Here is a 16,433-nt window from a genome sequence, read left to right as displayed (position 1 = left end):
CTCACTGCCGAGCCCGATCGTCCTGACCCGTTGGACCCGGTCAAGGGTGGCGGTCCTGATCCGGCCCCCAAGAACGATCAAGGGCCGGTTTCGGATGCCTCCGAAACCGGCCCTGACCTGCGACTGTCTCCAGTCGGGACGACAGGATTTGAACCTGCGACCCCTTGACCCCCAGTCAAGTGCGCTACCAAGCTGCGCCACGTCCCGGTGCCGTTTGACCTGGGGTTTCCCCGGTCGAAACGCGCAAGGAAACAATACCGCACCGGGCTCGGTGGTCGCGCACGCGTTTCGTCCGGATCGGATGACGGCTTGACCTGAAGTTTGGTTGAGGTTGGACGATCGTCGTCATGACGATCACCGAGGAACAACCGGTCGGCCATGCGGACCTGCCCGCCCTGATGAGCCTGATGACCGGCGACGAGAAGCACGGCCCGGCCGCGACCTCCACGCTCGACGTGCTGTGGGTGCTCTACGACCGGGTGCTGCGGATCACGCCGGAGCGCGTCGACGACCCGGCCCGGGACCGGTTCCTGCTCAGCAAGGGGCACGGGCCGATGGCGTACTACGCGGTGCTGGCCGCGAAGGGGTTCGTACCGCGGGAGTGGCTGGCGGGCTTCGGCTCCTACGACTCCCCGCTCGGCCACCATCCCGACCGGACGCTGGTGCCGGGCGTCGAGATCGGCAGCGGCTCGCTGGGGCACGGGCTGCCGATCGCCGTCGGGACCGCGCTCGGACTGCGCGCCCAGGGGCTGCACGAGCCGCGGGTGTGGGTGCTGGTCGGGGACGCGGAGCTGGACGAGGGCAGCAACCACGAGGCGATCGCCTTCGCCGGGCCGGCCGGGCTGGAGCGGCTGGGCACCGTCGTCGTCGACAACTCCTCCGCCCGTCATGCCCGGCCGGGCGGGATCGCCGCGCGCTTCGAGGCGGCCGGCTGGTCGGCGGTGACCGTCGACGGACGTGACCACGAGGCGCTGTACACCGCGTTCACCACCCCGCATCCGGGCCGCCCGCATGTGGTGGTCGCCCGGGTCGAGCCCAAGTCCGCCTGAGTCGTCAGGCGGTTCACCGAGAAGGGAACCCCCGTCCATGGACACCATGCGTGACCGCTTCGCCCCTGTTGCCGCCCGGCTCCTCGACGAGAACCCCCGGGTCGCGGTGGTCCTCGCGGAGATCGGCGCGGCCAATTTCGAGGAGGCCCTCCGTCTCCACCCGGACCGGGTGATCAACGTGGGCATCCGCGAACAACTCCTGGTCGGGGCGGCGGCCGGGCTGGCGCTGACCGGGCTGCGGCCGGTCGTGCACACCTTCGCCTCCTTCCTCGTCGAGCGGCCCTTCGAGCAGCTCAAGCTGGATCTCGGCCACCAGGACGCCGGCGCGGTGCTGGTCAGCGCGGCCGCCTCGTTCGACTGGCCGGCCGGTGGCTACACCCACATGGCGCCCGGTGACGTCGCCCTGCTCGACACCCTGGACGGCTGGACCGTGCATGTGCCCGGGCATCCCGACGAGGCGGAGACCCTGCTGCGGCACGCGGTCGCCGCGGGCGACGACAAGGTGTACGTCCGCCTGTCCGCGCAGTCGAACCGGTCGGCGCTCCCGGTCGACGGCCGACGCTCGCGCACGGTCCGCGAGGGCCGCTCCGGCGTGGTCGTCGCCGTCGGGCCGATGCTGGACACCGTTCTGGAGGCGACGGAGGGCCTCGACGTCACGGTGCTGTACGCGGCGACCGTACGGCCCTTCGACGGGGCCGCGCTGCGCCGGGCCACGGAGTCCGCGGGTACCGATGTCGTGCTGGTCGAGCCGTACCTGGCGGGGACGTCCACGGCGGCCGTGGCCGAGGCGCTCGCCGGCGTGCCGCACCGGACGCTCGGGCTGGGCGTGGGGCGGCGCGAACTGCGGCGGTACGGGACGGTGGCGGAGCATGTGGCCGCGCACGGACTGGACGCGCGGAGTCTGCGGGAGCGGATCGGACGGTTCGCCGCGGCGCCGGTGCCGCGGTGATCAGCTGTCGCCGGACAGCCCCAACTCCGGGTGGGAGTCAAGGAGCCGGGGCGGGGCCGCCTGTCTCCAGGAGTCGGCGAGGATGTCGCGCAGTTCGGCCTCGTCGTCCAGCGCGGCGAGGCGCACCCGGACCCAGGCGAACTGGGCCTCGTGACCGGCGATCCAGAACTTGCCCGGCTCGGCCAGCACCAACTCGTCGCGCTCCTCCTTCGGGCAGCGCACGGCGATGGAGGTCTCGTCCTCGGGGAGGGTGGCGAACATCTTCCCGGCGACCCGGAAGGTGGGCATGCTCCAGGCGACCTTCTCGCTGGTGTCCGGCAGGGACAGGGCGACACGGCGTACGTCTTCGGCTTCCGGCATGCCACGAACGGTAGCCCCTGGCACTGACAGTCACCCGGCCGGAAGGTCCAGGTGCTTGTAGTAGAGGGTCGTCGGCCGCAGCACCCCGGCGGGGTCGGCCGCGTAGTCGGGGATGACCCCGGCCCGGGTCCAGCCGGCCGTGCGGTAGAGGTGTTCGGCAGGGCTGCCGGTCTCGGTGTCCAGATGCAGCAGGGTGATCCCGGTGGCGGCCGCGGCCTCCTCGGCGACGGCCAGCAGCCGGCGTCCGAGGCCGCGGCCCCGGGCGTCGCGGTGGACCATCAGCTTGACCAGTTCGGCGCGGTGCCGGCTGTTGGGCTTGTCGGGGAAGGGGAAGGACAGGCTGACGGTCCCCACCACCCGGTCCCCGCCGTCCAGGGCCGCCCACACCGCGAGCCGTCCCGTCGCCACGGCGTCCACCCGCCCCTGCCACCAGGCGGCGGCCCGCTCCCGATCGAAGGGCGCCAGGAAGCCGACGGACGCCCCGGCGTTCACGGTGTCGGCGAGCAGGTCGGCCAACTCCCCCACCCGCTCCGGCAGTCGGTCCGCCCCGAGCCGCAGCGCCGTCACGGCCGCACCACCGCCAGGACGTACCGCGTCTCCCCCGGCCCCACGCAGCGGAAGCGCGTCGGCCCCCACACCCGCAGCCGCAGGCAGTCGCCGGTGTCCAGGTGGTGCTCGCTCCCCTGCGCGGTGACGGCGAGCGTGCCGTCGAGCACCCAGATGTGCTGTTCCAGACCGGGCACGGGCGGGCGGTCGTAGGCGAGGTCCGCGCCCGCCGCGAGCCGGCCCTCGACGAGTTCGCCGCGCAGCCCGCCGTGCGGCGGCGACACGGACCGTCGTACGAAACCGGAGGTGCGGTCCTCCCACACCCGCTGTTCGGCGGCGCGGAGCACCGGCGCGGGCTCGGCCTCGACCTCGCTGAGCAGCTGGGACATGGTCCGGCCGTAGACGTTGCAGAGCCGGTTGAGGAGCGCGGCGGTGGGGCTGATCTCGGCGCGCTCGGCCCGGGACAGGGTCGACTTGCTGATGCCGCTGCGCTCCGCCAGCTCGCCCAGGGACCAGCCGTGTTCGGCCCGCAGTTCGGCGAGGCGGCCGCCGAGCCGGGCGTCGACGGGGTCGGGGGCCGCCGCGTCGTCTCGTTTCATATCCGGGACACTATCCCTGATATGAAACATCCGTGTTAAGGGCCACGGTACGGAAGGCTCACGGGCGGGCGGCCTCTCCCAGCGCCTCCAGCACCGGGCGGATCAGGGGATGGCCCTCGGCTCCGCGTCGTACGGCCGCGAACACGCGTCGGGTCGGGGCGACGCCGTCGACGGGGCGTACGACCACCCCGGTCAGGTCCGTGCCACGCAGGGCCGAGCGGGGGACGAGGGCCACGCCCGCGTCGGCCGAGGCCAGCGCCACCACGGCACGGAAGTCGTCGGAGGAGTGTTCGAGGCGCGGCTGGAAGCCGGCGTTCTCGCAGGCCAGGACGACCACGTCATGGCAGGGGTTGCCGGGGTAGGGGCCGATCCAGGGGTCCTTGGCCAGCTCGGCGAGCGGGACCTCGGAGGCCTCGGCCAGGCGGTGGTGGAGCGGGACGACCGCGTCGAAGGGCTCGGCGTACAGGGGCACGTGGGTCAGGCGGGGGTCGTCGGCGGGCGGGGCGCCCCGGTACTCGACGGCCACCGCGACGTCGACCTGCCGGTCCAGCACCATCGGGAGGCTGGCGTCGCCCTCGGCGTCCTGGACGCGGATGCGGATGCCGGGGGCGGTGCGGGCGAGGTGGGCCACGGCCGGGGCGACCACCTGCGCGATGCCGGTGGCGAAGGCGGCGACGGTGACCGTGCCGGCCTCGCCGGAGCTGTAGGCGGCCAGTTCGGCCTCGGCCCGCTCCAGCTGGGCGAGGACCGCGTTGGTGTGCGCGAGCAGGATCTCGCCGGCCGCGGTCAGTCGTACGCCCTTGGCGCTGCGCTCGACCAGGCGGTGGCCGGTCTCCTGCTCCAGGGCCGCCAGCTGCTGGGAGACCGCCGAGGGGGTCAGGAAGAGCGCGGCGGCAGCCGCCGTCACCGTGCGGTGGTCCGCCACCGCACGGAGGATGTGGAGCCGCCGCGCCTCGATCATGGGATTGATTATCGCAATTTGTCGGCGCCGACCGGACCGGCGGTTCCGACGCCACTCGGACCGGCGGTTGCGGCGCCGACCGGAGCCGCGGTTCCGGCGTCGACCGGACCGCCGCAGCGGCAGCCGGTCGAGAGCCGGTCGACCCGCCGGCGCCTCCGCGGTCGGTCGATCCGCGGGCGTCCGGGCGCCGACCGGGTCGCCGACGCCCGGGTTCCCGTCCAAGCCGCCGCCGGTCCGCTACCGCTCAGCAAGCCGCCGCCCAGGCCGCTGCCGCGCGGGCCGCCGCCCTCGCTCAGCCCGCCAGTTCCGCCCGGGCCGCGACGAAGGCGTCCACCGCGCGGTCGACGTCGTCCGTGGAGTGCGCCGCGGAGAGCTGGACGCGGATCCGGGCCTGGCCCTGCGGGACCACCGGGTAGGAGAAGCCGATCACGTACACCCCGCGCTCCAGCAGCAGCTCGGCCATCCGGGCGGCCTGGGCCGCGTCGCCGATCATCACGGGGGCGATGGCGTGGTCGCCGGGGAGGACGTCGAAGCCCTCGGCGGTCATCCGGCGGCGGAACAGGGCGGTGTTCTCGGCGAGCCGGACGCGCAGGTCGTCGGCCGACTCCAGCAGGTCGAGGACCTTGAGGGAGGCCGCCGCGATCACCGGCGCGAGGGAGTTGGAGAAGAGGTAGGGGCGGGAGCGCTGGCGGAGCAGGGCGACGATCTCCGCGCGGGCGGCGACGTAGCCGCCGGAGGCGCCGCCGAGGGCCTTGCCGAGGGTGCCGGTGATGATGTCGACGCGGTCCATCACGCCGTGCAGTTCGGGGGTGCCGCGCCCGGAGGGGCCGACGAAGCCGACGGCGTGCGAGTCGTCGACCATGACCATCGCGTCGTAGCGGTCGGCGAGGTCGCAGATCTCGCGGAGCGGGGCCACATAGCCGTCCATCGAGAAGACGCCGTCGGTGACGACCAGGCGGCGCCGGGCGGACTGCGCCTCCTTCAACTGCTGCTCCAGGTCGGCCAGGTCGCGGTTGGCGTAGCGGAAGCGGCGGGCCTTGGAGAGGCGGATGCCGTCGATGATCGAGGCGTGGTTGAGGGCGTCGGAGATCACCGCGTCCTCGGGGCCGAGGAGGGTCTCGAAGACACCGCCGTTGGCGTCGAAGCAGGAGGAGTAGAGGATCGTGTCCTCCTGGCCGAGGAACGCGGCGAGGCGTTCCTCCAGCTCCTTGTGGACCTCCTGGGTGCCGCAGATGAAGCGCACGGAGGCCATGCCGTAGCCCCAGCGGTCCAGGGCCTCGTGGGCGGCGGCGATCACCTCGGGGTGGTCGGCGAGACCCAGGTAGTTGTTGGCGCAGAAGTTGAGGACCTCGCCGGGGCGGCCGCCCGCGGTGACCCCGACGGTCGCGGACTGGGGGGTGCCGATCACCCGCTCGGGCTTGTGCAGGCCGGCGGCGCGGATCTCGTCGAGGGTGGTGCGCAGGTCGTCGCGCACGGAGTCGAACATCGCAGAAGCTCCTAGGGGGTTACGCGGTCCAGTCGAGGATGACCTTGCCGCCGCGGCCGCTCGCCGCGTCGGCGAACGCGGCCTCGAAGTCGCGGTAGCCGTAGCGGCCGGTGATCACGGGGGTGAGGTCGAGTCCGCCCTCCAGGAGGACCGACATCGCGTACCAGGTCTCGAACATCTCACGGCCGTAGATGCCCTTGATGGTGATCATCGAGGTGACGACGCGGGCCCAGTCGACGGGGAACTCCTGGGCGGGCAGGCCGAGCATGGCGATCCGGCCGCCGTGCGTCATGTTGGCGATCATGTCCCGCATGGCCTCGGGGCGGCCGGACATCTCCAGGCCGATGTCGAAGCCCTCGCGCAGGCCCAGCTCCCGCTGCCCGTCGGCGATCTCGGCCCGCGCCACGTTCAGCGCGAGGCTCACGCCGATCTTGCGGGCGAGGTCCAGGCGCTCCTCGCTGACGTCGGTGATCATGACGTGCCGGGCGCCCGCGTGCCGGGCCACGGCGGCGGCCATGAGGCCGATCGGCCCGGCGCCGGTGATCAGGACGTCCTCGCCGACCAGCGGGAAGGAGAGGGCGGTGTGCACGGCGTTGCCGAACGGGTCGAAGATCGCGGCCACGTCGAGGTCGACGGGGACGCGGTGCACCCAGACGTTGCCGGCGGGCAGGACGACGTACTCGGCGAACGCGCCGTCGCGGCCCACGCCGAGGCCGACCGTGGCCCGGCACAGATGGCGCCGTCCCGCTTGGCAGTTGCGGCACTTTCCGCAGACGAGGTGGCCCTCGCCGCTGACCCGGTCGCCGACCTCGACGTCGGTGACGTCCCGGCCGGTCCCGACGACCTCGCCGACGAACTCGTGCCCGAGCACCAGCGGGGTGGTGATGGCCTGCTGGGCCCAGCCGTCCCAGGCCCGGATGTGCAGATCGGTACCGCAGATACCGGTCCGCTCCACCTTGATCAGTACGTCACCCGGTCCGACCGTGGGCTCCGGCACGTCCGCGAGCCACAGCCCGGGCTCCGCCTTCTCCTTGACCAGCGCCTTCAACGCTACGGCTCCTGTGCGTGAGGTCCCGGCCGCGGGCACGCCGGAGCGGCCCGCGGCCGGGCATGGGGGGTGGTATATCGCACAGCAATCTGCCGCACCTGGCGCACCGGGTCCATCGAGGTTTTCTTAAGCGCCGCCACAGCTGCGCTTCACGCCGCCCGGACGGCCTTGTGGGTCACGCCTGTTCGAGGCGGGAGACCTGGTAGTGACCGATGAACCACTCCTGGGCCACCCGGGTGACGAGCACCGAGAGTTTCACGTCCAACGGGGGCCGGTCCGTGAACGAGAACTCGACGGCCAGATAGCCGAGGACGACGCCGTCCGCGAGCCGCCGGGTCTCCAGGACGCGGTACTCCGCCTTCATGCCGAGGGGCTGGGAGGCGTAGTAGTCGGCGACGCCCTGCCGTCCGACGCTGTAGGGGTGCAGCCCCTGGAAGACGGCGTCCTCGGTGAAGAGGGCGGCGACGCGGTCCGGCCGGTGCGCGTCGACGTTCGCCTTCCACCGGTCGAGCACTCCGCTCAGGATCGCCGTGTCGTCCGTCGTCGTGGTCATGTCCGCTCCTTGTTCCAAGACGTGGCGTACGGTCAGTGACCGGCGCTCATACCGCCGTCGACGTGCAGGATCTCGCCGGTGACGAACGGTGCCGTCTCCAGGAAGAGCACCGCGTCGACGATGTCGCTCACTTCACCCATCCGGCCGACCGGGTGCAGGGCGGCGAGGAAGTCATGGGTCTCCGCCGGGTGCATGGGGGTCTTGATGGTGCCGGGCGACACCGCGTTGACGCGGACGCCGCGGGTGGCGTACTCGATCGCCAGGGACTTGGTCGCGGACTGCAGGCCGCCCTTGGTCAGCGAGGCCAGGACGGAGGGGACCCGGGCGTCCGGGCTGTCGACCAGGCTGGTGGTGACGCTGACGATGTGCCCGCCGCCCTGGGCGAGCAGCTGCGGCAGCGCCTGCTGGGTGAGGTGGAAGAAGCCGGCGACGTTGATCCCGGTCACGGCTGCGTAGTCCTCGGCCGTGTAGTCGGTGAAGGGCTTCGCGACGAAGACGCCCGCGTTGTTGACCACGGTGTCGATACGGCCGTACCGCTCGACGGCGGCCGCGACGACCCGTTCGGCGGTCGCCGGGTCGGCGATGTCGCCCTGGACGGTGAGAACACCGTCGTCGTCGACGGGGGCGATGGTGCGCGAGGTGGCGACGACGGCGTGACCGAGCTTGCGGTAGCCCTCGACGAGGGCGGCGCCGATGCCCTGCGAGGCGCCGGTGACGATCGCGACCTTCTGCTGCTGCGTGCTCATGGTGACCTGCTTCCTGGTGGATGACCCGTTACTAGCCGACCGGTCGACTATTTGGAAGGTAGGCCGGGTGGATCCGAGACGCCACGATCGGTTTCCTCACTGCTGGGAGCCTCAGCCTCCCAGTGCGCGGCTCGGCTCAGCGTGGGAGCGCGTGCGGGTCGCCGGCCGGCAGCCAGGCGTCCGGGGCGTGGATCCCGAGGTCTCCGACGCCGTCGCACAGGGCGTCGACGGTGGCCAGGACGCCGGCCCGGTCCTCGTTCGCGCGCCGGACCAGGGACCAGGTCCAGTACGCCTTCGGCGCGACGACCTCACGGCGGACCAGGTCGGACGGGAGCGGAGTGGTCTGTCCCTTGGGCGAGTTGAGAACGGGGCGGGTGCAGCGGCGGACGTGGTCGAAGAAGGCGGGGCCGGTGACGGCGCCGTCGGAGATGCGGACCTGGCGCGCCCCGACGGCCTGCGCCAGTTCCGTGCCGTACTCGTTCCAGGAGGCCCAGGAGGTGAGGTCGTCGTCGATGAGGACGTCCATGTCCCGGGCCGCCAGGTCGGCGGTGTCGGTGCCCTTCGCGACGGCGTACAGCCGGTCGGCGCCGATCAGCCGGGCCCGCAGCCCGAGCCGTTCGAGGTCCTCGGTACGCACCCAGCAGACGGCCAGGTCCAGGCTGCCGTCGGCGACCCGGGCGGCCTGGGTGTGGGACGGAGCGACCCAGGCGTCGAGGTGTACCCGGGCCACCGCCGCCGTCCGCGAAGCCAGGTCCGGCGGGAGCCAGTTGACGTAGCCGAGCCGTACCGGCTGCGAACCCGACAGGCGCCCGGCCCGGCGTTCCAGGTCGGCGGCCCGCTCCAGCAGGGCGCGGGTGTCCGGGAGCAGGGCGGCACCGGCCGGGGTGAGCGAGACCGAGCGGCGGTCCCGGTCGAACAGCCGGACACCCAGGTCGCGTTCGAGGGCCTTGATCTGCTGGGAGAGGGAGGGGCCGGCGATGAGCAGCCGCTCGGCGGCCCGGCCGAAGTTCAGTTCCTCGGCGACCGCGACGAAATACCGCAGCTGGCGCAGTTCCACGCGCGCCATGCTACGCGCGGTGCGAGGCCGTGCCTCCCAGCAGCGAGGCAGCCGGTCGTGGCACCGCCGCCGGTGCCGGACGCACGATGAGGTGAGCGACGACGGAGGGAGCACATCGTGCGGGAGTTCCTGGTGGAGATCACCACCACCGTCCCCGAGGGCACGGACCGGGACGAGGTCGACCGGCGGCGGGCCGCGGAGGCCGTCCGCGCGCGGGAACTGGCCGCGGAGGGCAGGCTGGCCCGACTGTGGCGCCCCGTGGGCGAGTTGCGCAGCATCGGCGTCTGGCGCGCCGCCGACGAGGAGGAACTCCACGAGAAGGTGCTCGGCACCCTGCCGCTGCGCCCCTGGATGACGCTGACGGTCACCCCGCTGGAGTCCCACCCCAACGACCCGGGCCGGGTCGACGGCTCCCGATGACCGCTCCCGCCCCGTCCCCCTGGGCCCATGTCGCCCGGGCCGCCGCCGCGCTCGCCGCGGGCATGGGGGTGGGCCGCTTCGTCTACACCCCGATCCTGCCCCTGATGCACGCCCGGGCGGGGCTGTCCGCGGGTGCCGGGGCGAACCTGGCCACCGCCAACTACGTCGGCTATCTCGTCGGCGCGCTCGCGGGCACCCTGGCCCCCGCGCTGGTCCGCTCGCGTACCGTGCTGCGCGGCTCCCTGCTCCTGCTGACCGCCACGCTGGCCGCGATGCCCCTCACCCACAGCGTGCTCGTGTGGGGCGCGCTGCGGCTGCTGGCCGGGGCGGCGAGCGCCCTGGTCTTCGTCGTCGCCGTCGCCGCCCTCCTGCACCACCTGCGGGACCATCCGGCGCACCTGCCCGGCTGGGCCTTCGGCGGGGTCGGCGCGGGCATCGCGCTGTCCGGTCTGCTGGTCCTGGCCCTGCGGCCGGTCGCCGACTGGCGGGCCGCCTGGTGGTCCGCCGCCGCGCTCGCCGCGCTGCTGGCCGCGGCCGCGTGGCGGCTACGGCCCGAGGAGGCGCCCGCCGTCGCCCCGGTGGCCGGAGGCCGGGCGCGGGCGCGCGGGCACCGCTGGTTCGGCGCCCTGTTCGTGAGCTACTTCCTGGAGGGCGTCGGCTACATCGTCGCCGGTACCTTCCTGGTCGCGGCGATCGGCCAGGGCTCCCCCGGCTGGCTCGGCAGCGGCGCCTGGGTGCTGGTGGGACTGGCCGCCGTACCGTCCTCGGCGCTGTGGGCCCGGCTCGGGCGCCGGTGGTCCCGACCGGGCCTGCTGCTCACCGCGCTCGTGGTCCAGGCGGCCGGCATCGCCCTGCCCGCGCTGACCGGGAGCACCGCCGCCGCCCTGGGTTCGGCCGTGCTGTTCGGCGCCACGTTCCTGGGCGTCAGCACCCTCGCCCTGGCCACGGGGGCGCAGCTGCGCTTCCCTCGCTCCGTCGCCCTGCTGACCGCCGGATACTCCGTCGGCCAGATCCTCGGCCCCCTGGTCGTCGCCCCGCTCCTGCGCCACGGCTACCACCAGGCCCTGCTCCTGGCCGCCCTGGCGGTCCTGGCCGCGGCCGCGGCCGCCGCCGTCCTGCGGATCGGCTTCCCGCACGACCCGGCCGGCCACATGGGCGGGGACCACACCCTGCCGGTACGACGGCGGCAGGCGGCCGACGTCACGCGTCCTCAGGCACCGTCACCCGGACACCGTTACTGAGAGACCATCGCTGAAGCACCGTCACCGGGGCTCTGTCACGCCGAGCAGCGCCCGGCAGTTCTGCCACAGGGGGCTCAGCCGCCCGGTGCTGTTGTACAGCTTGGCGAACATCACCTGGCCCTCCAGCTGGGCCACCACCGCCCGCGCCGCCTCCCGGGTGTCGGTCACACCCACCTCGCCGCGCTCGCGGGCCTCGGCGACGACGGACTCCACCATGTCGACCTGCGCGTCGAAGATCTCCTGGAGCCGGCCGCGGACCGCTTCGGTCTGGTTGCTCAGCTCCAGGGTCAGGTTCCCGAACAGACAGCCCGCCACCGTGCCGCAGCCCTGCTGGACGGCCAGTTGAGCGGCCTCCGTCTCCTCGAACAGCCGCCGCAGCCGCGCGAGCGGCTCCGCGTCGCTCCCGAGGGCCCGGGTCCAGTCGCGTTTCTGGGCCGCCCAGTGCTCGTCGACGACGGCGAGCGCGAGGGACTCCTTGGAGTCGAAGAAGTAGTAGAAACTCCCCTTCGGCACCCCGGCCGCCTTGCAGATCTCGGCCACGCCGAGCGCCGAGTAGCCGCGCCCCTCGATCAGCGACCGGGCGGCGTCGAGGATCTTCCGCTTGGCGTCACTGGTGCGTCCCATACCGCAAGGGTACGGAGGTATTAGACCGGTCGGCTAGTGACGGGGCTGTTCCCGTCGTCACAGCAGCGGGAGGCCGTCGGCCTCGCGGCGCTCGATGCGGGCCACCAGCTCCGCCGCCGACGCCTTGATGGTCTCCAGACCGGGCCGGCCCCAGGGCCGGGGCTCCACGTCGATCACGCACACCGTGCCGAGCACCGTCCCGGTGCTGTCGATGAGCGGGGCGCCGAGGTAGGAGCGGATGCCGAACTCGTCGACGACCGGGTTGCCCGCGAACCGCGGGTAGTCGCAGACGTCCTCCAGGACGAGCGCCTTGCGCCGGACCACCACATGGGGGCAGAAACCGTGGTCGCGGGGCAGTTCACGGCCGAGCACGGGGATGGTGCCGTCGGGCTTCACCACGGGCGGTGCCACGGCCGGCAGGTGCAGGCCCGCGAAGAACTGGCGGTCCCGGTCGATGAAGTTGACCATGGCGTAGGGGGCCCCGGTGACCTCGGCGAGCCGGTCCGCGAAGACGTCGAGCTCGGGCTCCGGGCGCCCGCCCAGGCGTAGTTGGCCGAGGCGGCGGGTGCGCTCGGGTGCCTCCTTGTCCTCCGGCGTGAGCAGCAGACGACCGGCCGGGCGCGACGGGTCGTACCTCATGCGCGGGCTCCGTCGTTGTGGACGTGGGTCATATACGGGCTCCGTGAGGGGTGTGTGGGGATCACATGTGGGCGCCGTGGCTCGGCGCAGAGACCGGAGCGTGGGCGATGAGATGGCGGACGAGGGTGAGCAGGGTCTGGACGCCGGAACTGGAGATCCGGGCGTCGCAGCGGACGACCGGGACCTCCGGGTCGAGATCGATGGCGGCGCGCACCTCCTCGGGGTCGTAGCGGTAGGAGCCGTCGAACTCGTTGATGGCGACGATGAAGCCGAGGCCGCGCTCCTCGAAGAAGTCGACGGCCGCGAAGCAGTCCTCCAGGCGGCGGGTGTCGGCGAGGATGACCGCGCCGAGCGCGCCTTCGGACAGCTCGTCCCACATGAACCAGAACCGCTCCTGCCCGGGCGTGCCGAACAGGTAGAGCACGTGTTCCGCGTCCAGTGTGATGCGACCGAAGTCCATCGCCACGGTCGTCTCGACCTTGTTCTCGACGCCGTCGAGACTGTCGGTCGCGGCGCTGACCGTGGTGAGGAGTTCCTCCGTGGACAGCGGCGCGATCTCGCTGACCGCGCCCACGAAGGTGGTCTTGCCGACCCCGAACCCACCGGCCACCAGGATTTTCAGCGCGGTGGGGAAGGGGTCAGAGCTGTCGTCGTAGTCCATCGAGCACTGCCTCCAGTAGGGACCGGTCCGTGGGGTTGTGGTGGAAGACGGGGGGCTTGGCGGTCAGCGCCCCGCAGTCGACGAGGTCGGAGAGCAGCACCTTGGTGACCACGGCGGGCAGTTTGAGGTGCGCGGCGACCTCGGCGACCGGGACGGGCGCGCGGCACAGGTCGAGCGCCTGCGCGTGCTCGGGGCCGAGGTAGCCGAGCGGGGTGGCCCCGGTGGCCATCACCTGCGACATCAGGTCGAGGGCGATGCTGGGCTCGGTGCGGCCGTTGCTGACCGTGAACGGGCGCACCAGGCGTCCGGCCGCGTCGTCGAGCCACGGCCCGTCGCCGGCTGCCGCCACCCTCAAGGCCTCATCGCCGTGGGTTCGACGGCGTGCTGCCGGGGCGCGGTGACGAGGTACGGGCGGACGCTCTTGACCAGCATCGCCATCTCGTAGCCGAGGACGGCGGCGTCGGCCTCGCGGCCGGCCATGACGGCGAGGCAGGTGCCGGAGCCGGCGGTGGTGACGAACAGCAGCGTCGAGTCGAGTTCGACGACGACCTGGCGGACGTCACCGCCGTCGCCGAACCGGACGCCCGCGCTGCGGCCGAGCGAGTAGAGGCCGGAGGCGAGCGCCGCCATGTGGTCGGCGCTGTCCGGGTCGAGGCCGTGGACGGACTTCACCAGTCCGTCGCAGGACAGGAGCACCGCGCTGGTGGTGTGCGGTACGCGCTGCACTAGCCCGCTCATCAGCCAGTCGAGGTCGGATACCTGGGCGGTCGGCGCATCGCTCGCCATGGTGGATCGACTCCTTGGGGTACGAAGGTCTGCGGGAGCGCTGGGGGTGGGGGTGGGGGTGAACGCGGTGCTGGTCATCCGGCCGGTGCGCTCCCGTCGGGCCGGGCGGTGAGGTCGGAGGTGTGCACCGGGCGCAGGGTCGGGGAGTGGGGCTGGGGCTGGGGTCGAGGCGCGGTCCGGGGGTCGGCCGGGTCGCGGTGGCTTCGGCCCTGGGGTGCCGGGGCCATGTGGTCCGGGGCGAGGTACTCCGGGGCGGCATGGTCCCCGGCGAGGTGGTTCGGGATCGAGTGATCCGGGACGCTGTGTGCCGAGCCCATGTATCCCGCGCCCACGTACTCCGGGCCCGTGTATGCCCGGCCTGTGTAATCCGTGCCGGTGTGGTCCGGGCTGATGTGGTCCGGGCCCATGTGCTCTGGCCCCATGTGTTCTTGCCCCAGGTGTTCCGGCCCCATGGGGTCCCCGGCCGCCTGGTCCAGCACGCTCTGGCCCAAGGTGCTGTGGTCCGGGGTGGTGTGGTGCGCGGTGGTGTGGTGCGGGGTGGTGTGGTGCGGGGTGGTGTGGTCCGGAGCCATGTGCCCGGCGTCCACGTGGGCGGGATCTCCAAGGGCCGCCCCCATGTGTGCGGTCTCCATGTGTGTGGCGTCGGCATGTGTGGCGTGGGACGTGCTGGTCGCCGCCTCGCCGCCCAGGCCGATCGCCGTGCTCATGTTGTCCGCGCCCATGTCGGCGAAGCCCATGCCGGTGAGACCGGTGTGGAGGAAGTCTCCGGGTGCCCCGCCGCCCGTCGTCCCGTCGGCGGCTGTGGGCTCCCCCTGGGTGGCCTCCAGGTGCTGCTGGGCTTCGGCGAGGCCGATGCCTCGCTGGAAGGCGGCCATGAGGCCGGGGTCGTGTCCGGCCGGGTTCTCGTTGTCCTGGCGGGGCGCGGGGCCGCCGCGGAGCTGGGGGACGATGTGTTCCTGGGCGCGGCGGCGCGGCAGTTGGGGTTTGCCCATGGTGCCGCGCACGGCGCCGACCCGCGGGACGGGCGTGGTGCCCGCGTGCTCGGCCACCACGGGCCGGTCCTCGGGCCGGATGCCGGGCAGCGCGTCGGCGGGGTTGGGCCGGGTCTCCTGCGAGCCGCGTACCGGCAGCGGTGTGGCAGCACCCGCGCCCCCCTGCTGCGCGCGCCGACGCCGCCCGCCGACGGGCGTCGTGGTCGGGTCCTCGGGCGGCTCGGACCGCCGCCCCGCCGAGGCACCGCCCGCACCGCCCACACCGCCCGCACCGGGCATGGCGGTCGTCCGGCCCCCGGCGGCCCCCGCGTTCGGTCCGGCGGCGGTGCGAACGACCTCCACCGGACCGGTGCCGTCGGACGGCCGCGGGGCTCCGCCTTCCGGCGCACCGCCCGGTACCCCCGGCACGGCGCCTCCGGCCCCCGGGTCCCGCGGCTGCGGTACGGGTACGGCCCCGGGTGCGCCCGGTGTCGTACCGAGCAGGGCCTGCGGGACGACGAGGACGGCCTGGACGCCGCCGTAGATGTTGGTCTGGAGGCGGACGTTGATGCCGTGGCGGCGGGCGAGCTGGGAGACGACGAACAGGCCGATGCGGCCGTCGGCGAGCAGGCTGGCGACGTTGACCTGGTCGGGGTCGGCGAGCAGGGCGTTCATCTTGGACTGTTCGCCGACGGGCATGCCGAGTCCGCGGTCCTCGACCTCGACCGCGAGGCCGGAGGTGACGAGGTTGGCGCGGAGCAGCACCTGGGTGTGCGGGGCGGAGAACACGGTGGCGTTCTCGACGAGTTCGGCGAGCAGGTGGATCACGTCGGCGACGGCGTGGCCGCGCAGTTCGCCGTCGATCGGCGGGACGAGTTTCACCCGGGAGTACTGCTCGACCTCGGCGATGGCGGAGCGCAGCACCTCGGTCATGGAGACCGGGTTGCTCCACTGCCGCCGGGAGACCGCGCCACCGAGCACGGCGAGGTTCTCGGCGTGCCGTCGGATGCGGGTGGCCAGGTGGTCGACGTGGAAGAGGCCCTTGAGGAGGTCCGGGTCCTCGATCTCGTTCTCCAGGTCGTCCAGGATCGAGATCTCCCGGTGCACGAGGGACTGAAGCCGCCGCGCCAGGTTGACGAAGACCTCCAGCTTCTGTTCGCTGCCGGCCTGGCTGGAGAGCTGGGCCGCCTGCACGACGGCGGTGACGGCGCCGTCGTGCGCGCGGGACAGGTCGGCGGCGAGCAGTTCGAAGTCGTCGGCATCGGCGGGCGGTCCGCCGCGCGGGGTGCGCTGCGGCGGGGTCTCGCCACGGCGCAGCGCGTCGACGAGGGCCACCAGGTCGGCCTCGCCGCGGGCCGCGTTGCGGCGCAGGGTGCCGACGCGGTCGCTGACCGAGCGGGCGGCGCGGCCGGCGGCCACGGAGGCGATCACGACGGCCGCGGCCGTCACCGAGACCGCTCCGGCCAGCACGGCCAGCAGGGTGAGGCCGGGCCGCGCGCCGGTGGAGCGGACGGTGAACAGGACGGCCGCGCAGCCGCTGAGCGCCACCGCGACCGGCGGCAGCACGGCGAGACGCATCAGCTGAGGCCGTATGTGGGTCTCGGGCAGCGCGGGAACGGGTCGGGCGACCGGACGTCCGTGCCGGCCGCCCTCACGGCGGTCGGCGCGGGCGGCCGGTGCACGGAGGTGAGACATCTGCGTCCTCGTACTGGTCCGTCGGGCCTGATTCCTCGCGCG

Annotated in this window: 18 protein-coding genes, 1 tRNA gene and 1 pseudogene; 4 read left to right on the top strand and 16 right to left on the bottom strand. The window is 73.3% G+C overall.

Annotation, left to right across the window (positions count from 1 at the left end):
• Positions 1–133 precede the first annotated feature (133 nt).
• Positions 134–207 (bottom strand) — tRNA-Pro (locus ACIPSJ_RS32500).
• A 140-nt stretch (positions 208–347) separates the two neighbouring features.
• Between ACIPSJ_RS32500 and ACIPSJ_RS32495 the strand changes: the two genes are divergently transcribed.
• Together ACIPSJ_RS32495 and ACIPSJ_RS32490 are read left to right on the top strand one after the other, a co-directional pair.
• Positions 348–1,049 (top strand): transketolase, encoded by a 702-nt coding sequence (locus ACIPSJ_RS32495; protein ID WP_359221665.1) that lies wholly within the window; start codon positions 348–350, stop codon positions 1,047–1,049.
• A gap of 37 nt (positions 1,050–1,086) precedes the next feature.
• On the top strand, positions 1,087–1,998 hold the full coding sequence (locus ACIPSJ_RS32490; RefSeq protein ID WP_401351242.1) for a transketolase family protein: 912 nt from the start codon (positions 1,087–1,089) through the stop codon (positions 1,996–1,998).
• Here ACIPSJ_RS32490 and ACIPSJ_RS32485 read toward each other — a convergent pair whose 3' ends face one another.
• The 9 genes from ACIPSJ_RS32485 to ACIPSJ_RS32445 form a co-directional block, all read right to left on the bottom strand.
• A complete protein-coding gene (locus tag ACIPSJ_RS32485; protein ID WP_401351241.1) occupies positions 1,999–2,358 on the bottom strand; it encodes an MmcQ/YjbR family DNA-binding protein in 360 nt (119 codons plus the stop codon). It lies immediately after the preceding gene.
• Positions 2,359–2,388: 30 nt separating this feature from the next.
• A complete protein-coding gene (locus ACIPSJ_RS32480; protein ID WP_401351239.1) occupies positions 2,389–2,925 on the bottom strand; it encodes a GNAT family N-acetyltransferase in 537 nt (178 codons plus the stop codon).
• Positions 2,922–3,503, bottom strand: coding sequence for a helix-turn-helix domain-containing protein (locus ACIPSJ_RS32475; RefSeq protein WP_401351237.1), 582 nt, complete (start codon positions 3,501–3,503; stop codon positions 2,922–2,924). The genes ACIPSJ_RS32480 and ACIPSJ_RS32475 overlap by 4 nt, the downstream gene beginning before the upstream one ends.
• A gap of 58 nt (positions 3,504–3,561) precedes the next feature.
• Entirely contained in the window at positions 3,562–4,464 is a 903-nt protein-coding gene (locus ACIPSJ_RS32470; RefSeq protein ID WP_359221672.1) for a LysR family transcriptional regulator, read from the bottom strand.
• Positions 4,465–4,756: 292 nt separating this feature from the next.
• The gene (locus tag ACIPSJ_RS32465; protein WP_359221674.1) at positions 4,757–5,950 is read right to left on the bottom strand and encodes a glycine C-acetyltransferase; all 1,194 of its coding nucleotides are present in this window, start codon (positions 5,948–5,950) and stop codon (positions 4,757–4,759) included.
• A gap of 19 nt (positions 5,951–5,969) precedes the next feature.
• Complete coding sequence (gene tdh, locus ACIPSJ_RS32460) at positions 5,970–6,998, bottom strand: L-threonine 3-dehydrogenase (protein ID WP_359221676.1); 1,029 nt, start codon at positions 6,996–6,998, stop codon at positions 5,970–5,972.
• Between the two features lie 175 nt (positions 6,999–7,173).
• Complete coding sequence (locus ACIPSJ_RS32455) at positions 7,174–7,551, bottom strand: hypothetical protein (RefSeq protein ID WP_359221677.1); 378 nt, start codon at positions 7,549–7,551, stop codon at positions 7,174–7,176.
• A gap of 32 nt (positions 7,552–7,583) precedes the next feature.
• Positions 7,584–8,297 carry an SDR family NAD(P)-dependent oxidoreductase gene (locus tag ACIPSJ_RS32450; RefSeq protein ID WP_401351234.1) on the bottom strand — a complete coding sequence of 238 codons (714 nt, stop codon included), beginning with the start codon at positions 8,295–8,297 and terminating at the stop codon, positions 7,584–7,586.
• 136 nt (positions 8,298–8,433) lie between these two features.
• Positions 8,434–9,363, bottom strand: coding sequence for a LysR family transcriptional regulator (locus ACIPSJ_RS32445; RefSeq protein WP_401351232.1), 930 nt, complete (start codon positions 9,361–9,363; stop codon positions 8,434–8,436).
• 108 nt (positions 9,364–9,471) lie between these two features.
• Between ACIPSJ_RS32445 and ACIPSJ_RS32440 the strand changes: the two genes are divergently transcribed.
• Both ACIPSJ_RS32440 and ACIPSJ_RS32435 read left to right on the top strand, forming a co-directional pair.
• A complete protein-coding gene (locus ACIPSJ_RS32440) occupies positions 9,472–9,774 on the top strand; it encodes a muconolactone Delta-isomerase family protein (RefSeq protein WP_359221681.1) in 303 nt (100 codons plus the stop codon).
• 62 nt (positions 9,775–9,836) lie between these two features.
• Positions 9,837–11,015, top strand: coding sequence for a YbfB/YjiJ family MFS transporter (locus ACIPSJ_RS32435; RefSeq protein WP_401351556.1), 1,179 nt, complete (start codon positions 9,837–9,839; stop codon positions 11,013–11,015).
• Between the two features lie 21 nt (positions 11,016–11,036).
• On the opposite strand, the gene ACIPSJ_RS32430 is transcribed toward ACIPSJ_RS32435, so the two are convergent.
• From ACIPSJ_RS32430 to ACIPSJ_RS32405, 6 genes and pseudogenes are all read right to left on the bottom strand, one after another.
• Positions 11,037–11,639 carry a TetR/AcrR family transcriptional regulator gene (locus ACIPSJ_RS32430; protein WP_355714777.1) on the bottom strand — a complete coding sequence of 201 codons (603 nt, stop codon included), beginning with the start codon at positions 11,637–11,639 and terminating at the stop codon, positions 11,037–11,039.
• 57 nt (positions 11,640–11,696) lie between these two features.
• Positions 11,697–12,278 (bottom strand): GAF domain-containing protein, encoded by a 582-nt coding sequence (locus ACIPSJ_RS32425; RefSeq protein ID WP_359221682.1) that lies wholly within the window; start codon positions 12,276–12,278, stop codon positions 11,697–11,699.
• A 61-nt stretch (positions 12,279–12,339) separates the two neighbouring features.
• The gene (locus ACIPSJ_RS32420; RefSeq protein WP_401351229.1) at positions 12,340–12,939 is read right to left on the bottom strand and encodes a GTP-binding protein; all 600 of its coding nucleotides are present in this window, start codon (positions 12,937–12,939) and stop codon (positions 12,340–12,342) included.
• On the bottom strand, positions 12,917–13,288 hold the full coding sequence (locus tag ACIPSJ_RS32415; RefSeq protein ID WP_359221684.1) for a DUF742 domain-containing protein: 372 nt from the start codon (positions 13,286–13,288) through the stop codon (positions 12,917–12,919). The genes ACIPSJ_RS32420 and ACIPSJ_RS32415 overlap by 23 nt, the downstream gene beginning before the upstream one ends.
• Before the next feature lie 2 nt (positions 13,289–13,290).
• Complete coding sequence (locus ACIPSJ_RS32410; protein ID WP_355714767.1) at positions 13,291–13,725, bottom strand: roadblock/LC7 domain-containing protein; 435 nt, start codon at positions 13,723–13,725, stop codon at positions 13,291–13,293.
• Positions 13,726–14,690: 965 nt separating this feature from the next.
• A pseudogene (locus ACIPSJ_RS32405) lies at positions 14,691–16,391 on the bottom strand (sensor histidine kinase); the annotation flags it as partial.
• Positions 16,392–16,433 lie beyond the last annotated feature (42 nt).

The sequence above is a fragment of the Streptomyces sp. NPDC090088 genome (assembly GCF_044747345.1).
Classification (GTDB): Bacteria; Actinomycetota; Actinomycetes; order Streptomycetales; family Streptomycetaceae; genus Streptomyces.
Note: the sequence above shows the minus strand (reverse complement) of the source record. Positions and strands in the feature narration are given on the sequence as shown.